Source organism: Pseudomonas sp. GL-RE-29, assembly GCF_019947275.1.
Taxonomy (GTDB): Bacteria; Pseudomonadota; Gammaproteobacteria; order Pseudomonadales; family Pseudomonadaceae; genus Aquipseudomonas; species Aquipseudomonas fluorescens_A.
In genome coordinates this window covers 172,647-196,039 of the sequence record NZ_JAGYGD010000004.1, presented here as the reverse complement: position 1 = coordinate 196,039, position 23,393 = coordinate 172,647, and the positions used below count along the sequence as shown (strand labels likewise).

Genomic DNA, 23,393 nt, shown 5'->3' with positions numbered 1-23,393 from the left:
GGCGACCTTTTCGTGACTTGTGTTGCCGCTGCGATGACCGTGTTGAAATATCTCCAGGCCTATCCCGCTTCATTGCAGGACCAGGTGCGCCAGCTGATCGCCGAAGGTCGGCTGGGCGATTACTTGAGTCAGCGTTACCCGGAAAAACACGGGGTGCAGAGTGACAAGGCGTTGTACACCTATGCGCTGGATCTCAAGCAGGAATACCTGCGCAACGCCGCGGCCATCGACAAAGTGTTGTTCGATAACCGTCTGGACCTGACCCACCGGGCTCTCGGCCTGCACACCACGATCTCGCGTGTGCAGGGCGGCAAGCTCAAGGCGAAGAAGGAGATTCGAATCGCTTCGCTGTTCAAGGAAGCGCCCGCGGACTTTCTGAAAATGATCGTGGTGCACGAGTTGGCGCATTTCAAAGAGTCGGATCACAACAAGGCCTTCTACAAGCTGTGCGATCACATGTTGCCGGGGTATCACCAAGTGGAGTTCGATGTGCGGGTGTATCTGACTTGGCGGGATATGCAATAAAGATCAAAAGATCGCAGCCTGCGGCAGCTCCTACATTGGAACGCGAACCCTGTAGGAGCTGCCGCAGGCTGCGATCTTTTAAACCGGGAGTTTGTGGATGGACGTAAGCAAGACCAAGAGCAGCTTCTACCGCCGCTTGTACGTGGCGTACCTGATCGACAGTGGTCTGGCCAGCAGCGTTCCGGCCTTGACCGAGGTCACCGGCATGCCCCGGCGTACAGCCCAGGACACCATCGCTGCGTTGGCGGATCTGGATATCGTTTGCGAGTTCGAGCAGGAAGAAGGCGCGCGCAACCATGCCGGGCGCTATCGGATTCGCGAGTGGGGGGCGATTGATCGGGGGTGGATCGAGCGCAATTTGCGGCAGATTAAAGCGGTGTTGGAGTATCCCTGAGATTTGCGCTGATGCCGTCGCCAGCAAGCCGGCTCCTACAGGTTCCGATGCGATACACCCGCAATCATTGTAGGAGCTGGCTTGCCAGCGATACGTCCCTCAGGAACGACGCATCCCAATGTGTGGAATGCCATCCTCGATATATTCCTCACCCGCCACCACAAACCCGTACCGCCCGTAATACCCCTGCAAATGCGCCTGTGCCGAAAGATAGATCGGCATGTCTGGCCAGCGCTTCTCAGTCTGCTTCAGCGCTTGGTCCATTAACGCATGGCCAAGCCCTGTACGCCGGGCCTGAGGCGCAATGATCACCCGGCCGATCACCACGTCACCGCCCTGTAACTCCGGGTCGAGCAGGCGCAGGTACGCCACCAGACGATCCCCGTCCCACGCCATCAGATGGCAGGTGTCACCTTCCAGATCCTGGCCATCAATGTCCTGATAGATGCATTTTTGCTCGACGACGAACACCTCGGCCCGCAGTTGCAGAATGGCGTACAGCTGTTCTTTGCCCAGGTCACTATGGTGTTTGCAGACCCAATCGATTGTCATGTTCTGATTCCCTGAAAACGTCCCTCGATACTAAGCGCCTAGGCGTTAGATGTCTTTATGGCGAAGGAATCTGTGACAAAGACCAAAATGCCATCATTCATTTCGCGCGGCGCTGTCTTCTTTGTGTAATCTGGGATCGAGCGATGTGCAGTGGCTTCAATGAACTAATGTTTAGTGCCTTGTTGTGCCGGTACGGGGTCTTGGAGTTTTGGCTGAAAACACGTCGGGCAGCCCGCCCGCTAAGGATTTTCTAGCATGCCGCGATTGCATCGAGCCTTTGCTTTGATTGGATTGCTGTTGCTGATTCAAAACGCGGCGGCAGAAAAACTGCGACTGGTGGCGGATGCCTGGCCGCCATTTACCGACGCCACGCTGCTCAACGGTGGATTGGCCACCGATATTGTCAGCACCGCACTGGCGCGAGCCGGCTATGCCAGTGATTTCGAACAGGTGCCCTGGGCGCGGGCGTTGCTGGGAGTAGGCGAGGGCCGTTATGACGTGCTGGTCAATGCCTGGTACAACGACGAGCGCACAAAACTCGGCCAGTTTTCCGGCGAGTACCTGCTCAATCGCGTGCGCTTTCTCAAGCGCAAAGACGCACCGATCGAATTCAACAATCTGCAACAACTGCACACCTATCCGATTGCTGTGGTGCGCGGGTATGCCTATTCGGCTGCGTTCGATGAAGATGAATCCTTGCAGAAAATCCCGGTGCACAGTTTTGCCATGGCCGTGCGCATGGTCGCTGCCGATCGGGTCAAGCTGACGCTGGAAGATGAGTACGTTGCTCGCTATTACCTGGCCCGTGAATCATCCAAGGTGCGCAATGCCGTGGAATTTTTGCCCAAGCCGTTGAGCGAAAACAGCCTGCACATTCTGGTCAGCCTGAAGAACCCGAAGCATGAGCAGATCGTCGCCGGGTTCGACCGGGAAATTGCCAGGATGAAGGCGGATGGGAGTTATGCGCGGTTGATGAAGCAGCATGGGATGTAGGTGTTGTGGTGGGGCTAATGGCCTCATCGCTAGCAAGCCAGCTCCTACAGGTGATCCGTGCTGCACGCAAATTAACTGTAGGAGCTGGCTTGCCAGCGATGAGGCCAGTGCAATCACTGAAAATCTCAATCCTCACTCGTATCCTTGATCAAATGCGCCGCCAACGTGCGCAGCGGCCCAAGTTGCCGGCAGATCAACGCCAATTGCGTCTGCACCAGTCGCTGACCCTCATCGATTTCATCCGGCATTTGCTCCAGCTCGTTGGCCAGCGCTTCTTCCTCATCGCTTTGGATCGCAACCGGGGTTTTACTCGCCAGGCCTTGGGCGATTTCGTCGATGCTGCTGGCCAGCTTCACGCCGGCGCCTTCGATCAAATGCTCGCGCACATCCGCCGGTAGCAGGGTTTCCCGGTGAGCGCCGAGGCCCGATAAATAACTGAGCAACGTGTGCGACAGCACCAGGAAACGGAACCCGACGTCCGCTTCCTTACGGAAATGCCCCGGCTCCATCAGCATGTTGGCCAGGGTGGTCGACAGCGCCGCATCGGCGTTGTGCGCGTTGCGCCGGGCCAGGCGATAGGCCAGGTCGTCGCTTTTACCGGCCGCGTATTGCTGCATGATCTGGCGTAGATAGATGCTGTTGCAGCTCAAGGTGTTGGCCAGCACTTTGTTCAGGCGCCGACCCTGCCAGTCGGGCAGGAACAGGAATACCGCGAGGCCGGCGATCAGGCTGCCGAGCAGGGTATCGAACAGCCGTGGCAAAAACAGTCCGTAACCGTCGCCGACCTGATTGAAGCAGAACAGCACCATCAGGGTGATTGCCGCTGTCGCCAGGGTGTAGCGGGTGGTGCGGTTGGTAAAGAACACCACCCCGGCAGCGATGGCGAAGCACGACTGGATCAGCGGGTTCGGGAACAGGTCGAACAGCGCCCAGGCCAGGGTCAGGCCGATGGCGGTGCCGATGATCCGCTGGCCGAGTTTGCGTCGGGTAGCGCCGTAGTTCGGTTGGCAGACAAACAGCGTCGTGAGGATGATCCAGTAACCCTGGGACGGGTGAATCAAATGCACCATCGCGTAGCCGATGCTCAAGGCCAGGGGCAAACGCAGGGCGTGGCGGAACAGCAGCGAAGTCGGAGTCAGCTGCGTGCGCAGACGTATCCAGACGTCCTTGAGACTGCGCGGCGAGCGATCGAGCAGGCTGCTGTCGGTGGCATCGGCCAGGGCGTCAGGGTTGCTGGCATCGCTGAGCAAGCGGTCGAGGGTGCCGAGGTTGGCCGCCAGTGCGCGCAGCGAGCGCAACAAGCCGCGCCAGGCCGGGTTGCTCTGGATGCGCAGGTGTTCGAGTGACGCGTGCAGGTCGCTCAAGGCTTCGGCGAAACTGGCGTCATAGATGAACGGCTGGCGCATCTGGATCGACTCGGCCAGCGCCCGGCAGGCTTTGCCTTGTTGGCGCAGCAGGCGTTGGCAGCGGAACAGCACGTCGCTGTGGAAAAATGCTTCAGCCAGAGCGTTGTACGGATAGTGCGAGGAACTGGCGCGTTCGTGGATGTCCTGCGCGAGAAAGTACAGTTTCAGATAGCGACTGACCTTCGAGCCGGGCCGACCGTTGCCGACCCGGTGCAGAATGATTTCCTTGGCCGCGTTGAGGGCTGCGACCACGCGACCGTTCTGTTGTGCCAGTTCCAGTCGCCGCGCCTCCACATCCATCTGCCGGATCGGCTCGAACAGCGACGATTTCAGCTTCAGGTAAAAACCCAGTTCGCGGAACAACCGCGCCAGGCTCTGCTGTACGGGCTGGTTGGAAAACAGCGCCTGCCACAACACCGACAGCACGCCGTACCAGGCCGCACCGGCCACCAGCAGCAGCGGCTCGTGCCAGAAATCCGTGACTGCGCCGCCGCGCTGGTCCACGCCGATCATGGTGTAGACCGACAGAATCAGCGTCGCCGAAGCAATTGCACCATAGCGTTCGCCCAGTGCACCGAGCATGGTCAGGCAGAACGCGGCGAGGGCAAAGGCGATAATGAAGAGGTAGGGGTAGGGAAAGAGCAGTTCGACCGACAGCGCGGCGACTGCGAAACACACCAGTGTCACCGCCAGCGCGTTGAGGCGGCCTTGCCAACTGTCGTCGGTCTCGGCCAGGGCGCTTGCAATGATCCCCAGGAATAACGGGATCAGCAGTCCCATTTCATCCTGATACCAACACAACGCCATGGTGCCGGTCAGGGCGATGAACACCCGCACGCTGTAGCTGAATTTATCCAGCGCCCAAAGGCGACGCAAAGACTGACGAAACGAGGTCGATGACATGAAGTGCGAGGGCCTTCCGAGGCGATGACGCTAAATTGAGCCAGTAATGACGCCGACGCAATGGCGGCGATCACATCTGACAGCAAAATCTGTTCCTTCCTGATGGAGATGTCGCATTTGAAATGAACCCTGTGGCGAGGGAGCTTGCTCCCGCTCGGCGGCGTAGCCGTCGTAAATCCTGTGCACTGGGTGTGTCAGGTAAACCGGGAGACAGGTTTTGGGCCTGCTCCGCAGCCCAGCGGGAGCAAGCTCCCTCGCCACCAAAGCTCGTTTATCAAGCGTACTGCGCGGCGGCGTAGCCCGAGGCCCAGGCCCACTGGAAATTAAAGCCGCCCAGATGCCCGGTCACGTCCAAAACTTCACCAATGAAATACAACCCAGGGCTTTTCAGCGATTCCATGGTCTTGGACGACACTTCGTTGGTATCCACGCCACCCAAAGTCACTTCGGCGGTGCGATAGCCTTCGGTGCCGGCCGGTACGACTTTCCAGCTCGCCAGTTTCTCGGCGATGGCGGCGATTTCCGCGTGGGTGTACTGCTTCATCGGTTTGGAGACGAACCAGTTGTCTGCCAGCAAATTGGCCATCTTCTTGGTGAAGATTTCACCGAGCAGGGTTTTCAGTTCGCTGTTGGGGCGTTCGGCTTGTTGCTGTTGCAGCCAATCTGACGCGTCATGGTCCGGCATCAGGTTGATTTCCACCGTGTCGCCGGATTCCCAAAACGAAGAAATCTGCAAAATCGCCGGGCCACTCAGGCCGCGGTGGGTGAACAGGATGTTCTCGCGGAAGCTCTGGTCATTGCAGCTGACCAGGCAATCCACCGACGTCCCCGACAACTCGGTACACAATTCCTTGAGCTGATCGGTGATGGTGAACGGCACCAGTCCGGCGCGGGTGGGCAACAGGTCGTGGCCGAATTGCTTGGCCACTTGATAGCCGAAGCCGGTCGCGCCCAGAGTCGGAATCGACAGGCCACCCGTGGCGATCACCAGGGATTCGCAAGTGATCTGCCCCAGCGTGGTGTCCAGCAAATAGCCTTTTTCGAGCTTCTCGATGGTCTGGATCGAGGTGTCCAGGTGCAGGCTGACGCCGACCTGATCGCACTCGTTCAGCAGCATTTCCAGAATGTCGCTGGACTTGTTATCGCAAAACAACTGGCCGAGTTTTTTCTCGTGATACGGCACGCCGTGTTTGGCGACCATGCCGATGAAATCCCATTGGGTGTAGCGGGCCAGGGCCGATTTGCAGAAATGCGCGTTCTGCGAAAGGAAATTGCTCGGTTCGGTGTACATGTTGGTGAAATTGCAGCGGCCGCCGCCCGACATCAGGATTTTCTTGCCGGCCTTATTCGCGTGGTCGAGCAACAATACTTTGCGCCCGCGCCCAGCGGCGGTCAGCGCACACATCAACCCAGCGGCGCCAGCGCCAATGATCACGACTTCGGTAGAGCGCAAAACGGTGTCCTCAAAAATTTTAAAACCAACGCAAAACCTGTAGGAGCCGGCTTGCTGGCGATGCAGACGCTGCGGTCCATCTGGTCGACCGCGTCATCGTTCATCACCAGCAAGCCGGCTCCTACAGTCGATCAGAGGATCCGCACGCGCAGCGAACGGCCTTTGATCTTGCCGTCGTTCAGGCGCTGCAAGGCCTGTTTGGCGATCCCGCGTTCCACGGCTACGAAGGCCTGGAAGTCGAAAATCGCGATCTTGCCGACCTGAGCACCAGGAATACCCGCGTCGCCAGTCAGTGCGCCAAGGATGTCACCCGGACGAACCTTGTCTTTACGGCCAGCACCGATGCACAGGGTGCTCATCTGCGGCAGCAGCGGGCCACCGCCCTGGTTGGTCAGGTTGTCGACCTGATCCCAGGTCAGCGGCGATTTCTGCAACTGTTCGATGGCCTGTGCACGCTGGGCTTCGGGCGGTGCGACCAGGCTGATCGCGATGCCTTTTTCACCGGCACGACCGGTACGGCCCACGCGGTGGATGTGGATTTCCGAATCACGGGCCAGTTCGACGTTGATCACCATGTCCAGGGAATCGATGTCGAGGCCGCGTGCGGCGACGTCGGTGGCAACCAGGACCGAAGTACTGCGGTTGGCGAACATCGCCAGCACCTGATCGCGATCTCGCTGTTCCAGATCGCCATGCAGGCCGACGGCGGAGATGCCCTTGGCAGTCAGGTGATCGACGGTTTCCTGGACCTGCTGCTTGGTGTAGCAGAAGGCCACGCAGGATGCCGGGCGGAAGTGGCCGAGGACCTTGGTCACGGCGCTCATGCGCTCTTCCGGGGAGATCTCGTAGAAGCGCTGCTCGATCTGCGTGTCGTCGTGGAACGCTTCGGCTTTCACTTGCTGCGGGTTGCGCATGAATTTCGAGGCCAGTTGCTTGATGCCCACCGGGTAGGTAGCGGAGAACAGCAGGGTCTGGCGACGTTCTGGCGACTGCATGATGATTTCTTCGATGGAATCGTAGAAACCCATGTCGAGCATGCGGTCGGCTTCGTCGAGGATCAGGGTGTTGAGGCCGTGAAGCACCAGCGAGCCCTTGCGCAGGTGCTGCTGGATGCGCCCCGGGGTGCCGACGATGATGTGCGCGCCGTGCTCCAGCGAGGCGATCTGCGGACCGAGGGACACGCCGCCGCAAAGGGTCAGGACCTTGATGTTGTCTTCGGCACGGGCCAGGCGACGGATTTCCTTGGCAACCTGGTCAGCCAGCTCGCGGGTCGGGCACAGGATCAGTGCCTGGCAGCCGAAGTAACGCGGATTGATCGGGTTCAGCAGGCCGATACCGAACGCAGCAGTCTTGCCGCTGCCGGTCTTGGCCTGGGCGATCAGGTCCATCCCCTTGAGGATCACCGGCAAGCTTTGCGCCTGGATCGGCGTCATCTGGGCATAACCGAGGGAGTCGAGGTTAGCCAGCATGGCGGCGGACAGCGGCAAAGTATTAAAAGCGGTGGCGATGGTGGTCACGGGACTGGCCTGCAAAACAAAATGTCGCGCAGTGTACCAGTCCGATGGCCATTCGCCCTAAGGCTCTATGTGCTCTTCCGGACGTTTAACACGCCGTCCGTCATTCTTTGAGAGCTGCGAGAAGATCGTTGCAGCCAGCATCGCCATGATTCCCACGGTCACAAATGTCAGCTGGAAGGCGCCCAAAACCGTGTCCACGCCATCATTGCCGATCTCTGCGGTAAACCCGCCGAGCAACGCACCGGCGCAGGCCACCCCCAGACTCAAAGACAATTGCGCTACCACCGACAGCAAACTGTTGCCGCTGCTGGCGCTGGCGTCGTCGAGGTCGATCAGGGTCACGGTGTTCATCGCGGTGAACTGCAAGGAGTTGATCGCGCCAAGAATCGCCAGCAGGCACAGCAGCAGCCAATACGGCGTCTGCTCGCTGACCAGGCCCATGCTCGCCAGCATGATCCCCAGCGCCAGGGTGTTGCCTGTCAGCACGATGCGGTAGCCCAGGCGCTCGATCAGCGGCCGCGCCACCCACTTGGCGATCATCGCCGCAGCGGCCAGCGGCAGCATGCTCATCCCGGCCTGGGACGGCGAATAACCCAGCGCCACTTGCAGCAGCAACGGCACGAGGAACGGCAGGGCGCCGCTGCCCAAGCGGGCGAACAGGTTGCCGAGGATGCCGACGGCAAAAGTCCTCGTCTTGAACAGCGACGGCGCGAACAGTGGATTTTCGATATGCCCGGCGCGCAACCAATAGGCCGCCAGACACGCCATGCCGCCGAACAGCAACAACATCACCCGCAGGTGCGGCAGGTGCAATTCGCCGAGGCCCTCCATGGCGACGGTAATCAGGATCATCGCCGCGCCGAACAGCACGAAACCCAGGCTATCGAATCGGGTGCGCTCGGTGCCGCGCAGATCGGGGATGAATTTCCACACGGCGTAGCAGCCGATCGCACCGACCGGCAAGTTGATCAGGAAGATCCAGTGCCAGGTCAGATACTCGACCATCCAGCCGCCCATGGTCGGGCCGATCAACGGGCCGAGGAGGCCGGGAATGGTGATGAAGCCCATGATTCGCACCAGTTCCGAGCGCGGGTAGGCGCGCAGCACTACGAGTCGCCCGACTGGCAGCATCAGAGCGCCGCCCAAGCCCTGGATCACCCGGGCGCCGATCAGCATGCTCAAGCTTTCCGAGAGCGCACAGAGCAATGAGCCGAGGCTGAACAGCAGGATCGCGCCGAAGAAGATTTTCTTGGTGCCGAAACGGTCAGCGATCCAGCCTGAAGCCGGGATCAACAAGGCGACCGTGAGCATGTAGGCGATGATCACGCCCTGCATGCGCAATGGGTCTTCCGCCAGGTCGCGGGCCATGGCCGGCAGGGCGGTGTTGAGGATGGTCCCGTCGAGGGACTGCATGAAGAAGGCAATGGCGACGACCCACGGCACCCAGCGGGCGGTGACAGGATCGAGAGACGGGCGGTTGGGCATGGGACCTCTGAGTCATAAATTGCTCGGTCCCTGTGGCGAGGGGGCTTGCTCCCCCTCGGCTGCGCAGCAGTCGTGAATCCAGCGAATGCGGTCTGTCTGATATTCCGCTGTTGCCGGTTTTGGGCTACTTCGCAGCCCAGCGGGAGCAAGCTCCCTCGCCACAGGGTCTTGTGTTTACAGGGTCAAGGTTAGTTTGCTGACCAGCGCCCCCGGCAACAAAGCAGAAGCCGTCGCCCGTTGGCTATAGGTGCTCGCCGACAACAGCATCTCGCGCTCCTGGGTCAACGCTTCCAGTTGCGAACCCAGCAAGCTGAACGCGCTGTCATCGAAACGCATGGTGCTGACCGGCGCCTGAATCTCGCCGTTCTCGACCCAGAACGTCGCAAACCGCGTCATGCCGGTCAAACGTGCTGCCGGTTGATCCGAGAAGTTCAGGTACCACAGGTTGCTGATGTACAAACCGCTGCCGAGCTGTTTGAGAATGTCTGCCTCTGGCAAATCCCCGGCCCGCATGTTCAATGCTGTTGGCGACTCACCGCCGCTGGCACCGTTGGCGGTCAAACCGTATTCGGCGGCGCTGCGTGAGCCGACCAGTTGCGCGCCGGCCTTGCCCTCGACAATCAGCCCAAGATCACTGCGCGGATAGCCTTCGTCGGAAAACGCCGGGCTCAGCGAGCCACTGACTTTTTCATCCAGCGAAACCAGCGGGCTGAATGCCTGATCGCCACCGTAGAGCTTCTGCAACGGACTGCTTTTGCTGGCAATCGACTGCGCGGAAAAACCGCCCCAGCACAGCATGCCCATGATTTCTTCCATCGCCGCCGGAGCGAGGTAGGCGCGGTACTGACCCGGCGCCAAAGTGCGCAGCGGTCGACCCAGAAACTCAAGTTGCTCGCGGGCCTGCTGGAAGCGTTTGGCAAAGCCTTCGCTGCTCCAGTCGTGCCCGGCGTAACTGGCTTTCACTGCCTGGCCGTTTTCATGGAACAGGCTGAAATCGAAGTTGAAGCTGTTGGCCTGATGCCAGCCGAATGCACCGGAAGAACTGGCGAAACCACGGCTGATAGGACCGGCGGCATAGAACCCGACCAGATCGAGACCTTCAGCAGCCCTGGTGATTTCGCCGACCACTTGTTCAGTGTCCGGCAGCGGATGCTCCTGCACGTTCTGGTTTTTCCAGCCGTTGTAGTTGAGCAGCAGGTACGGGTCTTGCGGCAGCAGCGGCAAGGTTTCGCGCAGCTGTTGCAGGCCTTCGGCCAGGCGCTGAAGGTCAACTAGCGGGTCGCCTGCGAGGGTGATGTCGAGGTCGGCGTGGCGACCCGCATTGATCAGTTTCAAACCGATGCTCGCCTGCTGCACTTGCCCGGCCTGACGCACCTTGGCATGGTTGAAACGCACGAAGGCCGACGACTCGGCGGCGTAGCTTAGGGTGAATTGTTCCGGCTCGCGCAGGGCTTCGCGCAACCCGTCGACCAACGCCTTAAATGACTCGGCCTGAGTTTTTGCTGTACTCATCAGGCGTCTCCTCCAAATACATCCACGTTGCTGAACACGCAGGCCGGCGAAGCATGGCCGACGCGGATCACCTGATTCGGTTCACCCTTGCCACAGTTCGGTGTGCCGAGGACCTTGAAGGTACTGGCATCGCCGACGGCGCTGAGGTTCTTCCAGAACTGCGCGGAAATCGCCCGGTAATTCGGATTCTTCACCACGCCTTTGAGTTCGCCGTTCTCGATCAACTGGCCCCATTCGCAGCCGAACTGGAACTTGTTGCGCGCATCGTCGATGGACCATGAGCGGTTGGTGCTCATCAAGATGCCGTGCTCGATGTTGCCGATCAATTGCTCCAGCGATTGGTCGCCGGGCTCGATATTCAGGTTGGCCATGCGGTCGATGGGCGGGCGGTTCCAGCTGCAGGCGCGGCTGTTGGCGACGCCATCGAGCCCTGCGCGAAATTGCGACAGCGCACCGCCCAATGGGCGCAGCAACAGGCCTTCGCGGATCAGGAATTGTTTGCTGGCGGCCGTGCCGTCGTCGTCATGGCCGTAGCTGGCGAGCTGCTCGGGGATGTCCGGGTCGAAGGTCACGTTGAGCAGTTTCGAGCCGTATTGCAGGTGACCGAAGTCTTCGGCTTTGACGAAACTGGTGCCGGCGTAATTGCGCTCGTCGCCGAGGATGCGGTCCAGCTCCAGCGGATGGCCGATGGATTCGTGGATCTGCAAGATCATCTGGTCAGGCGTCAGAAGCAGGTCGCGAGGACCTTGCGGAGTGTTCGGCGCCAGCAGCAATTGCAGCGCCTGATCGGCGATTTTTACCCCTGCGCCAATCAGCCCGCAGCGGCTGATGACATCAAAGCTACCCTGTTGGCCGAAGTTTTCCCGGCCGAACGTTCGGGTCTGGCTGTCGTTGCCGTCGTAGGCGGTAACCTCCAGTCCGGGGAAGACGAAGCGCTGGGCCTGACGCAGTTCGGCGCCGGCACTGTTGAGGTAGATCTGCTCGACATGAGTGATACCGATGCTCACCTGCCAGTTCACCAGTCGCTCGTCCTTGGGCACGGCGGCGGATTCGGTGCTGAGCAACTGGTAGCAATCGCTCAAGGACGGGAAGGGCTGGTCGAGGTTCGGCGAGAAATAGTCGGCGCGATCACTCGACACGGCCTGCTCGCGCAGGTCGAGCAAGGCGTGGGGCTTGAGCTTGCGTGCTTGCTGTTCGGCCCGTTCGAGCGCGGCCTGCAGGCCTTGTTGCGACAGGTCGTTGGTCGCGGCATAGGCTTCGACGCCGTTGACGCGCGCGGTCAGCATCGCGCCTTCGTCACGGCTCAGGCTTGGCGGTTCGGCGACGTTCTTGCGCACCGACAGGTACTGCCCGGACTCGCGCACATAACGCAGGGAAAAGAATTCAGCGCCCGTGCGCAAGGCAGCAAAACGCTGCTTGAGCTGGGGGTGGAAATCGAACATTCGGGAACCTCCTTGGTATGGAGTGACGGCGAAGCGGTGTTGCGAGGGGAGGGGTGAAACGATTGCGTGGCGCTAGATTAGGCCTGTGCGGGGGGAGGATCAAGGGTGGAGCAATGGAGGAAAAGATTCCGAAATAGAGAGCGCGCATGACGAGTTGGCTGATGATTGAGTTCGCGAGCAGCCATTGCAGCTTGCTCGCGAACAATCCCGCCGTCAGTACAGGGAGCCACGTTCAGCCGTTCAGATAAAAGAAAGCAGCAACATAAATGATTAGGCTGGCGAAAAAAGAAGGCAGGATTTTTCTTGTTTTGGCGACCGCGATGAAGGTTCCGACGAGCAAGAATAGTTTCAGGGCATCCAGCGTATCAAATTGCTGCATCAGGGTCAGAGCATCCCTTTTGTTGAACGCTGTGTCATAAATGATGACTCCCAACATTGCTTGTGCGCTGTAGCTGATAAACCGATAAAAAGAACCTTGGGTTTGCGTGAGTGCGGTGCTGTTCTTGAAGGCGAAGGGAAGGGCGCGAAAGGCGAAGGCGGTTGCGGCGGAGAATGCAATAAGGAGCCAAATTGTCATGAAGCTACGCCGCCTCTTTTTTGTAAGTGTTTTCAATCAGGACGATCAGTCCGCCGATGATAAAAGGCGTGCAGAGCATGCTGTAGTCCTTGAACAGATAAACCAGTAGTGGCGCACCGATGAAGCCAAGCCAGTAACTCGATACTTCCGGGTAATGAGGCCAGTGCTTGCCCGCCAAAGCGGTAAACTGCAGCGGCAATAGAAGAGTCATCGCCGCATAGATGACGGGTGAGGTGAGTTTGGCACCGGTGATAAAGCCGATGTAGGTGCAGATGATTGAGACACCGAAAATGGGAAGGCCAAGGCCGATCATGTAGGCGAAGGCGTGATCGGATTTTTGCTTGAATCGAGTAACACACCCTGTGAATATCGAAGGCGTGATCAGAATCAAGGCGGCCATGGTTTTTGTGGTGGAAGTGCTTCTTATATAGGGGGCAAGGGTCGCGGAAAGTAATACAAAGCGAGCATTGAGTGCCATGATGACAGGAAGCAATATCCATCCATCGTTATAGCTTTGAATTAGTAAAAACTGCAGGGGGGTGGAGAATATTAAAAGTGTCGTTGCAAGTGTCTGGCTGAGTGTTAGTGATTGCGTTGCACTTAAAATACCTATCGATAGGTACAAAAAAATAAACGCGACACCAAAGGTGATTGCATCCCGTGCACCTTCAATAAAGACGTCAACGGCCACGGGACGAGTGGATGTATCTGTAGCCGTCATCAATGGGCCTCTCGGGTTGAGAATGTTTCATCCAGCGGGAAATATTGCTTTCTAGGGCCCTTGCTTCGAAACAACAATCGAGGCGTTGTATTGAATGTCGAGTGTTGCGCTTGTTCCCGAGCTTCGTTGGTATCGATATTCAGCATCGGGCGTGCATGCAGTATCTTGTGGTTGGCTACGATAAGGAACGTGCCGGTTTCAGCTGTCGAAACGTTGTGTTTGGCGTTTGGCAGGCCAGCGCGGATTTTGTCCAGGACGTGCTGGCCACCATTTTCAGCGCGCATCCGCTCACCGTTCTCTGCATCAATTCGGAAATCCAGCGAAAAAAGAAAACCGTAGATTTCGGAATATTCAACTACGCGACGGACTCGTTTTTTTAAGCCGCTGACGTTTTTACCGGAAATGAACGTTGCCTGCATCGTCAATAACTCGCGTATATCGTCGTCGTTTAAATCACGCAATAGATCAGCTGGGAAATAATAGGCGGTGGGAGTTTTCGTGACGTCCCTGCAAACAGTCAGGGCCAGAAAATCAACATTCAGCTCTTCATATAAGTCATCAGAATGCGGTGTGATATCGCCATGACCATTGCCCCACTCCCGATGTATTTCCGCGGAGGGTTTGAGATACAGTGCTTTGTGTTCTTCGTATTCGTATTTGATGTCAGTGAGGTAAAACAGGTCAGACAGAGCCTCGTGCACGGTTAAAGCAAGTTTTGGCGAGTCCAGGTTGAATACATTTTTAATACGGACGGCCGCGCATCCGTTAGCCAACCCCACTTTGTCGAAGTAGACGGTATCTTCCGTGCGCAGATAAGTTAGAAAAAGGTTAACTAGCTGTGTTTTTAAGATGTGCGTGTCGTATTGGTTGTTTTTTTCCCACCAGGACTCAACAACGCCCACCATATAGCTGAAGTCCAAGGTGATCGCTTGTTCTTCGGATATTTTGTCTCTGAAGTAACTTGGTTTTTTTGCAAACTCCGTGTTGAGCATATTTTTTTCTCCATTTAAGTTGCTCGAGTCCTGTTTGAACTGGACGCGAATATTAATGGAGGTTTCTAAGTTAGTGTGAGTGTATGTGTAACGAATTTTGTTTCGAGTAATAGATGTTTTTAGTTGCTTGGTGCGAGTGTTGTTGTTTGTTGTAAGCAGCTTGAATTAGCCAAAAAAAACCGTCAACCCGGAAAGGTTGGCGGTTTTTTTTGAATCAATTGCGAGAGCCGTTACGGAGCGATCTGGCTCACTTCCCGCATTGGCTTGCCCTTAACCGGCGCTTCACCCGCCACATAGTACGTAGCAGTGCTGCGCGGCAACGGCTGGCGGCCACGGATCTTGTCGGCGATTTTCTCGGCGATCATGATCGTTGGTGCATTCAGGTTGCCGGTGGTGATGATCGGCATGATCGAGGCGTCGACCACGCGCAGGCCTTGCATGCCATGCACGCGACCTTCGCCATCGACCACGGCCATCTCGTCGGTGCCCATCTTGCACGAGCAGGACGGGTGGAACGCGGTTTCGGCGTGTTCGCGGATGAACTTGTCCAGCTGCTCATCGGTTTGCACGTCGATGCCCGGGCTGATTTCGCGACCACGGAAAGCGTCCAGTGCCGGCTGCTGCATGATTTCACGGGTCAGGCGGATGCCGTCGCGGAATTCCTGCCAGTCCTGCTCGGTGGCCATGTAGTTGAACAGGATGCTCGGGTGCTGGCGCGGGTCTTTCGACTTGGCCTGGATGCGCCCGCGGCTTGGCGAGCGCATGGAGCCCATGTGCGCCTGGAAACCGTGCTCTTTCACACCGTTGCTGCCGTTGTAGTTAATCGCCACCGGCAGGAAGTGGTACTGGATGTTCGGCCATTCGAACTCTTCGCGAGTACGGATGAAACCGCCGGCCTCGAACTGGTTGCTGGCGCCGATGCCGGTGCCGTTGAACAGCCACTCGGCACCGATGGCCGGCTGGTTGTACCAGAGCAGCGACGGGTACAGGGAAACCGGTTGGGTGCAAGCGTATTGCAGGTACAGCTCAAGGTGGTCCTGCAGGTTTTCACCGACGCCCGGCAGGTCGTGGACCACTGGAATATCGAGCTTGTTCAGCAGTTCGGCGGGGCCGACGCCGGAGCGTTGCAGGATCTGCGGCGACGCGATGGCGCCGGAGCACAGCAGCACTTCCTTGCGCGCTTTGGCTTCAACGCGCTCTTCAGCGTCGCCGACCAGGTAACGCACGCCGACCGCACGCTTGCCGTCGAACAGGATCTTGTCGGTCAGGGCGTGGGTGACGATGGTCAGGGTCGAACGCTTTTTGGCCACGTCGAGGTAACCGCGAGCCGTGGAAGCACGACGGCCGTTCGGCGTCACGGTGCGGTCCATCGGACCGAAGCCTTCTTGCTGGTAACCGTTCAAGTCTTCGGTGCGCGGATAACCCGCCTGCACGCCCGCTTCAACCATGGCGTGGAACAGTGGGTTGTTACCGGCTTTTGGCGTGGTCACGCTGACCGGGCCGTCGCCACCGTGGTAGTCGTTCGGACCGATGTCGCGGGTTTCCGCTTTGCGGAAATACGGCAAGCAGTCCAGGTAGGACCAGTCTTCCAGGCCTGGCAGTTTCGCCCAACCGTCGTAGTCCATGGCGTTACCACGGATGTAGCACATACCGTTAATCAGCGAAGAACCGCCGAGGCCCTTGCCGCGACCGCATTCCATCCGGCGACCGTCCATGTGCGGCTCGGCGTCGGTTTCGTAGGCCCAGTTGTAGCGACGACCTTGCAGTGGGAACGCCAGCGCCGCCGGCATTTGTGTGCGGAAGTCGAAACGGTAGTCAGGGCCACCGGCTTCGAGCAGCAGGACAGTGACGCCGGCGTCTTCAGTCAGACGGGTCGCCAGGGTGTTACCGGCAGAGCCGGCACCGATGATGATGTAATCGAATTCTTGGGACATTGAATGCACCCTCTTTGAAGTTGGTTCAGGTCGCGGTCGCCGATGCACCATCCATTTGTGGCGAGGGAGCTTGCTCCCGCTCGGCTGCGTAGCAGTCGCAGATTCAGCGACCGTGTTCGGTCTGAATAAAAACGGTGTCTGGAGTTGGGGCCGCTTCGCAGCCCAGCGGGAGCAAGCTCCCTCGCCACAAAGGGCCGCAACTCCAGAACCCCGTTAGATCAGAACACCGAGGCGTAATCGCCCAGCTCGACCTGTACCGATTTGATGCGGGTGAAGTTGTTCAGCGAGCTGATGCCGTTCTCACGGCCGACACCCGACTGCTTGTAGCCGCCGACCGGCATTTTCGCGTCGGATTCGCCCCAGGCGTTGATCCAGCAGATACCGGCTTCCAGCTGATGAATCACGCGGTGGGCGCGGTTCAGGTCCTTGGTGACGATACCGGCGGCCAGGCCGAAGTCGGTGTCGTTGGCGCGGCGGATCACTTCTTCTTCGGTTTCGTACGACAGGATCGCCATCACCGGGCCAAAGATTTCTTCACGGACGATGGTCATGTCGTCGGTGCAGTCGGTGAACACGGTCGGCGCGACAAACGCGCCCTTGGCGAATTCGCCGTCAGTCAGGCGCTGGCCGCCGCACAGCAGGCGGGCGCCTTCTTCCTTGCCCTTGGCGATGTAGCCCAGCACGCTTTCCATGTGGGCGAAGCTCACCAGCGGACCGAAGTTGGTGTTTTCGTCTTCCGGGTTGCCGATGCGGATGCGTGCGACGCGCTCGGCAATCTTCGCTTCGAAAGCGGCTTTCAAGTGCGCCGGTACGAACACACGAGTGCCGTTGGTGCAGACCTGGCCGGAGCTGTAGAAGTTGGCCATCATCGCGGTGTCGGCGGCGCGATCGAGGTCGGCGTCGTCGCAGATGATCAGCGGCGACTTGCCGCCCAGTTCCATGGTCACGTCCTTGAGCGAAGAGCTCGAAGCGCTGGCCATGACTTTCTTGCCGGTGTCGGTGCCGCCGGTGAACGAGATTTTCTCGATGCGCGGGTGCTCGGTCAGCCAGGTGCCGACTTCACGGCCGCTGCCCGTCAGGACGTTGAACACGCCCGCTGGCAGGCCGGCTTCGGTGTAGATCTCGGCCAGTTTCAGAGTGGTCAGCGAGGTGACTTCGCTTGGCTTGAAGATCATCGCGTTACCGGCCGCCAGGGCCGGAGCGGATTTCCACAGGGCGATCTGGATCGGGTAGTTCCACGCGCCGATACCCGCGACGACGCCCAGTGGCTCGCGACGGGTGTAGACGAACGACGTGGTACGCAGCGGAATCTGCTCGCCTTCGATGGCTGGCACCAGGCCTGCGTAGTATTCCAGCACGTCAGCGCCGGTAACGATGTCGACGTAACGGGTTTCGGAGTACGACTTGCCGGTGTCCAGGGTTTCCAGGGCGGCCAGTTCATCGTTGCGCTCGCGCAGGATGTCCACGGCACGACGCAGGATGCGCGAACGCTCCATGGCAGTCATCGCGGCCCAGATTTTCTGGCCCTTTTCGGCGCTGACCACAGCGCGCTCGACGTCTTCCTTGGTCGCACGTTGTACTTTTGCGAGGACTTCACCGTTAGCCGGGTTGATGGCTTCGAAGGTGGCGTCGCTGCTGGCGTCGCTGTACGCGCCGTCGATGTAGAGTTTTTGCAGTTCGAAACGGGCCATAAAGTCCTCGCAAGTGCATAAGTGGTTGGCGTTGACCACTGGGGCGTGCCGTAAAGCGTTGGCGGCGCTGGTCAGTGGCGGTTCGGGGGTTGAGCGTTTATGTGTGCTCTAACTCACCCGCTTGGCCAGTTGGAAATCCATGTATTCGTAAGCGATCTGGTGCGCCTGCTCGGTGTCGAAAGCGTCTCCCGACAGCGCACCGCGCAACCACAAACCGTCAATGAGGGCTGCCAGGCCGCGGGCTGCACTGCGCGCATCATCGAGCGGCAATACGCGGCGGAACTGGCAGCACAGGTTGGAATACAGACGGTGATCGTTGATCCGCTGCAACCTGTGCAAAGACGGGTGGTGCATGCTGGTGGCCCAGAAGGCCAGCCAGGTTTTCATTGCCGGGCCATTGACCTGGCTGGCGTCGAAGTTGCCTTCGATGATCACCTGAAGGTGAGCCCGCGGGCTGTCGTCCTTCAGCGCCTGACGGCGCGCGGTGACGTTCTCGCTGAGGACACTCATCAGGTACTGCGCCGTGGCAGCGATCAGGCCGTTCTTGTCCTGAAAGTAATGACTGATGATGCCATTCGAGACACCGGCCAAACGGGCGATCAGCGCAATGCTGGCGTCCCCCATTCCGACCTGATCAACCGCCAGCAATGTGGCTTCGATCAATTGCTGGCGACGGATGGGTTGCATACCGACCTTGGGCATCTTGCACATCTCCTTAGGCCTTCCGGCAGACGTAAAACGGCTACCGGCTTGAGGGCCAGTCTATTTTGTTTTGATTGAACGTTCAATCAACAAAGAATAAGATCTGCGACAAATCGTCGCTGCTTACAGATTTTTCCTACATGTAAATGGCGACAAACCGACATCCGAAACGGCTCGAAACCTGTACGCCACGGCGCTCCCAGGGCTTCGGGCTTTTTTCGGGGTGTCTTTATATCACCCACTGGTCGGCTGCCCACTAACCGATTAGTCGGGTAACCCGTTTGTCTTGCGTTCTTCTCTCGCACTGCCCGGAGCATCTGTGCCATGAGTTCTGCCTCGCTAATAAAGACCCCACCCGAGAAGGTGACGGTCAACGGTTGGGTGTTCTACACCTCTACCGCGTTGATTCTGTTGTTGACCGCCATTCTGATCATCGCCCCGCAAGAGGCCGGCAGACTGCTCGGTACGGCGCAAGCCTGGCTGTCCCGCAGCTTCGGCTGGTACTACATGGTGGTGATTGCCGCCTATCTGATCTTTGTGGTCGGCCTGGCATTTTCGTCCTACGGCAAACTGAAACTGGGCAGCAAGGACGACACCCCGGACTTCAGCTACGGCGCCTGGGCGGGGATGCTGTTCTCGTCGGGTATCGGCATTTCGCTGCTGTACTTTGGTGCTTCCGAGCCGCTGGACCATTACTTCAACCCGCCGGAAGGCGTTGCCGCCAGCAACCTCGCGGCGCGTCAGGCGGTTCAGCTGACGTTCCTGCACTGGGGCCTGCATGGCTGGGCGATCTACGCGCTGGTCGGTCTGGCCGTTGCCTATTTTGCTTACCGTCATAACCAGCCGCTGGCGTTGCGTTCGGCGTTGTATCCGCTGGTGGGCGAGCGTTGGGTCAAGGGCGCGGCCGGACATGCGGTGGACGGCTTTGGCATGTTCGTGACCCTGCTGGGCCTGGTGACCAACCTGGGGATTGGTTCGCTGCAAGTGTCGTCGGGGCTGGAAAACCTGTTCGGCATGGAACACAGCAACACCAACCTGCTGATTGTGATCATCGTGATGAGCACCGTGGCGACCATCGCTGCCGTGTCGGGTGTGGAAAACGGCATTCGTCGTCTGTCCAACCTCAACATCGTGCTGTTCAGTGGACTGCTGATTTTCGTGCTGTTGTTCGGCCCGACCCTGCACCTGCTCAACGGCTTTGTGCAAAACGTCGGTGATTACCTGAACGGCGTGGTGCTGAAGACTTTCGACCTTTATGTGTACGAAGGCGACAGTGAGAAGTCTGACCGCTGGTTGGGCCTGTGGACCCTGTTCTACTGGGCCTGGTGGATTTCCTGGGCGCCATTCGTAGGCATGTTCATCGCGCGTATTTCCCGTGGCCGTACGGTGCGTGAACTGGTGGCTGGCGTGCTGCTGATTCCGCTGGGTTTCACTTTGGCGTGGCTGTCGATCTTCGGTAACTCGGCCCTGGACCTGGTGATGAACCATGGTGCGGTGGAGCTTGGGAAAACGGCGCTGGAACAGCCGTCCATGGCGATCTACCAATTGCTGGAACATTACCCGGCGTCGAAGGTGGTGATCGGTGTATCGATCTTCGTAGGTTTCGTGTTGTTCCTGACCCCGGCGGATTCCGGCGCGGTGATGATGGCCAACCTTTCCTGCAAGGGCGGCAATGTCGATGAAGATGCGCCGCACTGGCTGCGGATTTTCTGGTCGGTGGTGATCACCCTGGTGACCATCGGTCTGTTGTTCGCCGGTAACTTCGAAGCCATGCAAACCATGGTGGTGCTGGCCGGCCTGCCGTTCTCGGTGGTGCTGGTGTACTTCATGTTTGGCTTGCACAAGGCCATGCGCCAGGACGTGCAGATCGAACAGGAACAAGCCGAGCTGGCGGCGCGCGGACGTCGTGGTTTCAGCGAGCGTTTGACCCAACTGGACCTGCAACCGAGCCAATCGGTGGTGCAGCGTTTCATGGACAAGCACGTGAGCCCGGCCTTGCAGGATGCGACCACGCAAATGCGTGCGCAGGGCCTGGAAGTGCAGACGTTGCTGGGCAAGTCCAAGCGTTGCATGGGCGTGCGGGTCGAGATGGAGGAGGGCAACCCGTTTGTCTACGAAGTCAGCCTGGACGGTTATCTGGCGACGCCGACCGAATCGGCTCAATCCGATGAGGCGCGTCAGCGTTACTACCGCGCCGAGGTGTACCTGCACAACGGCAGCCAGGACTACGACTTGATGGGTTTCACCCAGGATCAGATCACCCGTGACGTGCTCGATCAGTTTGAAAGCCATCGGCAGCTCCTTGGCCGGGTGTATAGCTAAGTTGTGAGTGGCGCGGTGTTTCAGTGGCATCGCGTCAGCTTTAAAAGATCGCAGCCTTCGGCAGCTCCTACATTTGATCGCGGTCCCCTGTAGGAGCTGCCGAAGGCTGCGATCTTTTGATCTTTGCTCTAAACAAAAACGCCGCGATCCTCTCGCGGCGTTTTTGTGTCTGTTGCCTTAGCCCAGGTTCTTGCCGAGCAACGCGTGGTACAGCTCGCTGTCGCCAAGAATCCCGACCACATGGTTGTTGTCGTGCAGCACCAGTTTGTTGCCGGTCTGATAGCGAATCTGCAACGCATCGCGCATGCCGATGTTCGAATCGACCAACGTTGGCCGACGGCCCAGACCTTCAACTGCCTGGCCCGGTACCCAGTTTTGCAGGTCCAGCGCAGAACCGTTCTGGCGTGCCCCCTTGATGGTGTTGCCTTCCGCCAGGTCCAGCCACGAATCGCCGCCCGGATCCAGGCACACCGAGCCGTTGATGCGTTTGCAGTTGTCCAGGGTGCGCATCAGGCTGCGACCGCACAATACGTTCAGCGGGTTGGTGTGGGCGACGAAGGTCCGCACGTAGTCGTCCGCCGGGTTGAGGACGATTTCTTCAGGCTTGCTGTACTGGATGATCCGGCCGTCTTTCATGATCGCGATACGGCTGCCGAGCTTCAGCGCTTCATCGAGGTCGTGACTCACGAAGACGATGGTTTTGCTCAGCTTGCGTTGCAGTTCCAGCAGTTCGTCCTGCAGGCCCTGACGGATCAGCGGGTCGAGTGCCGAGAACGGTTCGTCCATCAGCAGAATGTCGGCGTCCATCGCCAGCGCACGGGCCAGGCCCACACGTTGCTGCATACCACCGGAGAGTTCATCGGGTTTCTTGTTGCGCCATTGGGTCAGGCCCACCAGTTCGAGTTTTTCATCGACCAGTTTCTTGCGTTCCTTCTCCGGACGGCCCTGCATTTCCAGGCCGAAACTGATGTTCTCGCGCACCGTCAGCCAAGGCATCAGGGCGAACTTCTGGAACACCATGGCGATGCGCTTGGTGCGCATCATTTTCAGTTCCGCCGGGGTACAGGAAGCAATGTTGATCTGCTTGCCTTCGTGCTCGACGTACAGCTTGCCGCGGCTAACAGTGTTGAGGCCGTTGATGCAACGCAGCAGGCTGGATTTGCCGGAGCCGGACAGGCCCATCAGCACGCAGATTTCACCTTTTTCGACATCAAGGCTGGCCTTTTCGACGCCAACGATCTGCCCGGTTTTTTTCAGGATCTCGCTGCGAGTCAAACCTTGATCGAGAAGCTTCAGGGCTTCGCGCGGATCCTTGGTGAAAATTACGTCGACGTCTTCGAAGCGAATTATGCTCATGCGTCACCCCCTACTTTGGCGTCGGGTTGTTTGCAGATACGGTCGAGCATGATCGCCAGCAGTACGATCGCCAGGCCTGCTTCGAAGCCCAGGGCGATATCAGCGGTATTCAGTGCGTTGACCACGGGTTTGCCCAGGCCGTCGGCGCCCACCAGTGCCGCGATCACCACCATCGACAACGACAGCATGATGCACTGGGTGATGCCGGCCGCGATGCTTGGCATGGCGTGGGGCAGTTCGATTCGCGAAAGCAGCTGGCGTCGCGAGCAGCCAAAGGCCTTGCCGGCGTCCATCAGTTCTTGCGGGACATCACGGATGCCCAGGTAGGTCAGGCGGATGGGCGCGGCAATCGCGAACACCACCGTCGAGATCAGACCGGGGACCACACCCAGACCGAAGAGGGTCAGGGTAGGAATGAGGTAGACGAAGGTCGGCACGGTCTGCATCAGATCGAGCACCGGACGCATCATGGTGTAGAACATCGGTTTGTGCGCGGCGACGATACCCAGCGGTACGCCGATGACCACGCAGACCAGGGTGGCGAACAACACCTGGGCGAGGGTTTCCATGGTTTCCTGCCAGTACCCCAGATTGAGGATCAGCAGGAATGAGGCAACGACGAAGGCGGTCAGCCCCCATTTGCGCTGGATGAAGTGGGCAAGTATTGCGATTAGGCCGATCAAGACCAGCGGGTTGAACCAGGTCAGCGCAAACGTCACGCCGTGGATCATCGTTTCCAGTGACACGGCAATTGCGTCGAAGGTGTTGGCGCCGTGTTGCGTCAACCATTCAACGAAGCCTGCGATGTACTGGCCTAGAGGTATTTTCTGATCAATCAGCATGGTAGTGAACGTCCGCATGCAAGGAAATAAACAGCCCGGACGGCGCGAGCCGCCCGGCGTAAGCGATGCTCCCT

At 58.9% G+C, this 23,393-nt stretch carries 19 protein-coding genes; 4 read left to right on the top strand and 15 right to left on the bottom strand.

The features are described from left to right. Positions 1–33: 33 nt before the first annotated feature. Together KGB21_RS05650 and KGB21_RS05645 are read left to right on the top strand one after the other, a co-directional pair. Positions 34–525: a M48 family metallopeptidase gene (locus KGB21_RS05650; RefSeq protein ID WP_223504110.1), complete on the top strand. Its 492-nt coding sequence runs from the start codon at positions 34–36 to the stop codon at positions 523–525. 97 nt (positions 526–622) lie between these two features. Continuing rightward, positions 623–919, top strand: coding sequence for a helix-turn-helix domain-containing protein (locus KGB21_RS05645; protein WP_007894945.1), 297 nt, complete (start codon positions 623–625; stop codon positions 917–919). 99 nt (positions 920–1,018) lie between these two features. Here KGB21_RS05645 and KGB21_RS05640 read toward each other — a convergent pair whose 3' ends face one another. Continuing rightward, entirely contained in the window at positions 1,019–1,471 is a 453-nt protein-coding gene (locus KGB21_RS05640) for a GNAT family N-acetyltransferase (protein WP_034147488.1), read from the bottom strand. A 255-nt stretch (positions 1,472–1,726) separates the two neighbouring features. Here KGB21_RS05640 and KGB21_RS05635 point away from each other — a divergent pair, with 255 nt between their 5' ends. After that, positions 1,727–2,464 (top strand): substrate-binding periplasmic protein, encoded by a 738-nt coding sequence (locus KGB21_RS05635; protein WP_034147487.1) that lies wholly within the window; start codon positions 1,727–1,729, stop codon positions 2,462–2,464. Between the two features lie 125 nt (positions 2,465–2,589). Here the strand turns inward: KGB21_RS05635 and yccS are convergent, their stop codons facing one another. The 12 genes from yccS to betI all read right to left on the bottom strand — a co-directional run bounded on the left by yccS (position 2,590) and on the right by betI (position 18,799). Further along, positions 2,590–4,773, bottom strand: a complete 2,184-nt coding sequence (gene yccS, locus KGB21_RS05630) for a YccS family putative transporter (RefSeq protein ID WP_034147486.1) — start codon at positions 4,771–4,773, stop codon at positions 2,590–2,592. A gap of 274 nt (positions 4,774–5,047) precedes the next feature. Further along, the gene (locus KGB21_RS05625; RefSeq protein ID WP_223504108.1) at positions 5,048–6,226 is read right to left on the bottom strand and encodes an NAD(P)/FAD-dependent oxidoreductase; all 1,179 of its coding nucleotides are present in this window, start codon (positions 6,224–6,226) and stop codon (positions 5,048–5,050) included. A 131-nt stretch (positions 6,227–6,357) separates the two neighbouring features. Further along, complete coding sequence (gene dbpA, locus KGB21_RS05620) at positions 6,358–7,695, bottom strand: ATP-dependent RNA helicase DbpA (protein ID WP_253277065.1); 1,338 nt, start codon at positions 7,693–7,695, stop codon at positions 6,358–6,360. Between the two features lie 105 nt (positions 7,696–7,800). Then, positions 7,801–9,228: a multidrug transporter subunit MdtD gene (mdtD, locus tag KGB21_RS05615; protein WP_223504106.1), complete on the bottom strand. Its 1,428-nt coding sequence runs from the start codon at positions 9,226–9,228 to the stop codon at positions 7,801–7,803. Between the two features lie 174 nt (positions 9,229–9,402). After that, positions 9,403–10,740, bottom strand: coding sequence for a TldD/PmbA family protein (locus tag KGB21_RS05610; RefSeq protein ID WP_034147483.1), 1,338 nt, complete (start codon positions 10,738–10,740; stop codon positions 9,403–9,405). Next, positions 10,740–12,182 (bottom strand): TldD/PmbA family protein, encoded by a 1,443-nt coding sequence (locus tag KGB21_RS05605; RefSeq protein WP_223504105.1) that lies wholly within the window; start codon positions 12,180–12,182, stop codon positions 10,740–10,742. The genes KGB21_RS05610 and KGB21_RS05605 overlap by 1 nt, the downstream gene beginning before the upstream one ends. A gap of 232 nt (positions 12,183–12,414) precedes the next feature. Next, positions 12,415–12,759, bottom strand: coding sequence for an AzlD domain-containing protein (locus KGB21_RS05600; protein ID WP_034147481.1), 345 nt, complete (start codon positions 12,757–12,759; stop codon positions 12,415–12,417). A 4-nt stretch (positions 12,760–12,763) separates the two neighbouring features. Beyond that, entirely contained in the window at positions 12,764–13,480 is a 717-nt protein-coding gene (locus KGB21_RS05595) for an AzlC family ABC transporter permease (protein ID WP_034147480.1), read from the bottom strand. Next, positions 13,480–14,472: a hypothetical protein gene (locus KGB21_RS05590; RefSeq protein ID WP_223504104.1), complete on the bottom strand. Its 993-nt coding sequence runs from the start codon at positions 14,470–14,472 to the stop codon at positions 13,480–13,482. Before KGB21_RS05590 ends, KGB21_RS05595 begins: the two co-directional genes overlap by 1 nt. Before the next feature lie 230 nt (positions 14,473–14,702). Further along, positions 14,703–16,406, bottom strand: coding sequence for a choline dehydrogenase (gene betA, locus KGB21_RS05585; protein WP_034147478.1), 1,704 nt, complete (start codon positions 16,404–16,406; stop codon positions 14,703–14,705). Between the two features lie 218 nt (positions 16,407–16,624). Further along, the gene (gene betB / locus KGB21_RS05580; protein ID WP_223504102.1) at positions 16,625–18,097 is read right to left on the bottom strand and encodes a betaine-aldehyde dehydrogenase; all 1,473 of its coding nucleotides are present in this window, start codon (positions 18,095–18,097) and stop codon (positions 16,625–16,627) included. Positions 18,098–18,205: 108 nt separating this feature from the next. After that, entirely contained in the window at positions 18,206–18,799 is a 594-nt protein-coding gene (gene betI, locus KGB21_RS05575) for a transcriptional regulator BetI (protein ID WP_034147476.1), read from the bottom strand. Positions 18,800–19,180: 381 nt separating this feature from the next. Here betI and KGB21_RS05570 point away from each other — a divergent pair, with 381 nt between their 5' ends. Then, the gene (locus KGB21_RS05570; RefSeq protein WP_223504175.1) at positions 19,181–21,121 is read left to right on the top strand and encodes a BCCT family transporter; all 1,941 of its coding nucleotides are present in this window, start codon (positions 19,181–19,183) and stop codon (positions 21,119–21,121) included. A gap of 177 nt (positions 21,122–21,298) precedes the next feature. Here the strand turns inward: KGB21_RS05570 and choV are convergent, their stop codons facing one another. Beyond that, complete coding sequence (gene choV, locus KGB21_RS05565) at positions 21,299–22,477, bottom strand: choline ABC transporter ATP-binding protein (RefSeq protein WP_034147474.1); 1,179 nt, start codon at positions 22,475–22,477, stop codon at positions 21,299–21,301. Beyond that, on the bottom strand, positions 22,474–23,319 hold the full coding sequence (gene choW / locus KGB21_RS05560) for a choline ABC transporter permease subunit (protein ID WP_034147473.1): 846 nt from the start codon (positions 23,317–23,319) through the stop codon (positions 22,474–22,476). The genes choV and choW overlap by 4 nt, the downstream gene beginning before the upstream one ends. Positions 23,320–23,393: the final 74 nt, after the last annotated feature.

Coding starts and splice junctions, on each gene's coding strand:
- yccS (WP_034147486.1), bottom strand. CDS start 4,773: ATGTCATCGACCTCGTTTCGTCAGTCTTTGCGTCGCCTTTGGGCGCTG.
- betB (WP_223504102.1), bottom strand. CDS start 18,097: ATGGCCCGTTTCGAACTGCAAAAACTCTACATCGACGGCGCGTACAGC.
- KGB21_RS05645 (WP_007894945.1), top strand. CDS start 623: ATGGACGTAAGCAAGACCAAGAGCAGCTTCTACCGCCGCTTGTACGTG.
- KGB21_RS05650 (WP_223504110.1), top strand. CDS start 34: ATGACCGTGTTGAAATATCTCCAGGCCTATCCCGCTTCATTGCAGGAC.
- choV (WP_034147474.1), bottom strand. CDS start 22,477: ATGAGCATAATTCGCTTCGAAGACGTCGACGTAATTTTCACCAAGGAT.
- betI (WP_034147476.1), bottom strand. CDS start 18,799: ATGCCCAAGGTCGGTATGCAACCCATCCGTCGCCAGCAATTGATCGAA.
- KGB21_RS05600 (WP_034147481.1), bottom strand. CDS start 12,759: ATGACAATTTGGCTCCTTATTGCATTCTCCGCCGCAACCGCCTTCGCC.
- dbpA (WP_253277065.1), bottom strand. CDS start 7,695: ATGCTGGCTAACCTCGACTCCCTCGGTTATGCCCAGATGACGCCGATC.
- KGB21_RS05595 (WP_034147480.1), bottom strand. CDS start 13,480: ATGACGGCTACAGATACATCCACTCGTCCCGTGGCCGTTGACGTCTTT.
- KGB21_RS05610 (WP_034147483.1), bottom strand. CDS start 10,740: ATGAGTACAGCAAAAACTCAGGCCGAGTCATTTAAGGCGTTGGTCGAC.
- KGB21_RS05605 (WP_223504105.1), bottom strand. CDS start 12,182: ATGTTCGATTTCCACCCCCAGCTCAAGCAGCGTTTTGCTGCCTTGCGC.
- betA (WP_034147478.1), bottom strand. CDS start 16,406: ATGTCCCAAGAATTCGATTACATCATCATCGGTGCCGGCTCTGCCGGT.
- KGB21_RS05640 (WP_034147488.1), bottom strand. CDS start 1,471: ATGACAATCGATTGGGTCTGCAAACACCATAGTGACCTGGGCAAAGAA.
- choW (WP_034147473.1), bottom strand. CDS start 23,319: ATGCTGATTGATCAGAAAATACCTCTAGGCCAGTACATCGCAGGCTTC.
- mdtD (WP_223504106.1), bottom strand. CDS start 9,228: ATGCCCAACCGCCCGTCTCTCGATCCTGTCACCGCCCGCTGGGTGCCG.
- KGB21_RS05635 (WP_034147487.1), top strand. CDS start 1,727: ATGCCGCGATTGCATCGAGCCTTTGCTTTGATTGGATTGCTGTTGCTG.
- KGB21_RS05590 (WP_223504104.1), bottom strand. CDS start 14,472: ATGCTCAACACGGAGTTTGCAAAAAAACCAAGTTACTTCAGAGACAAA.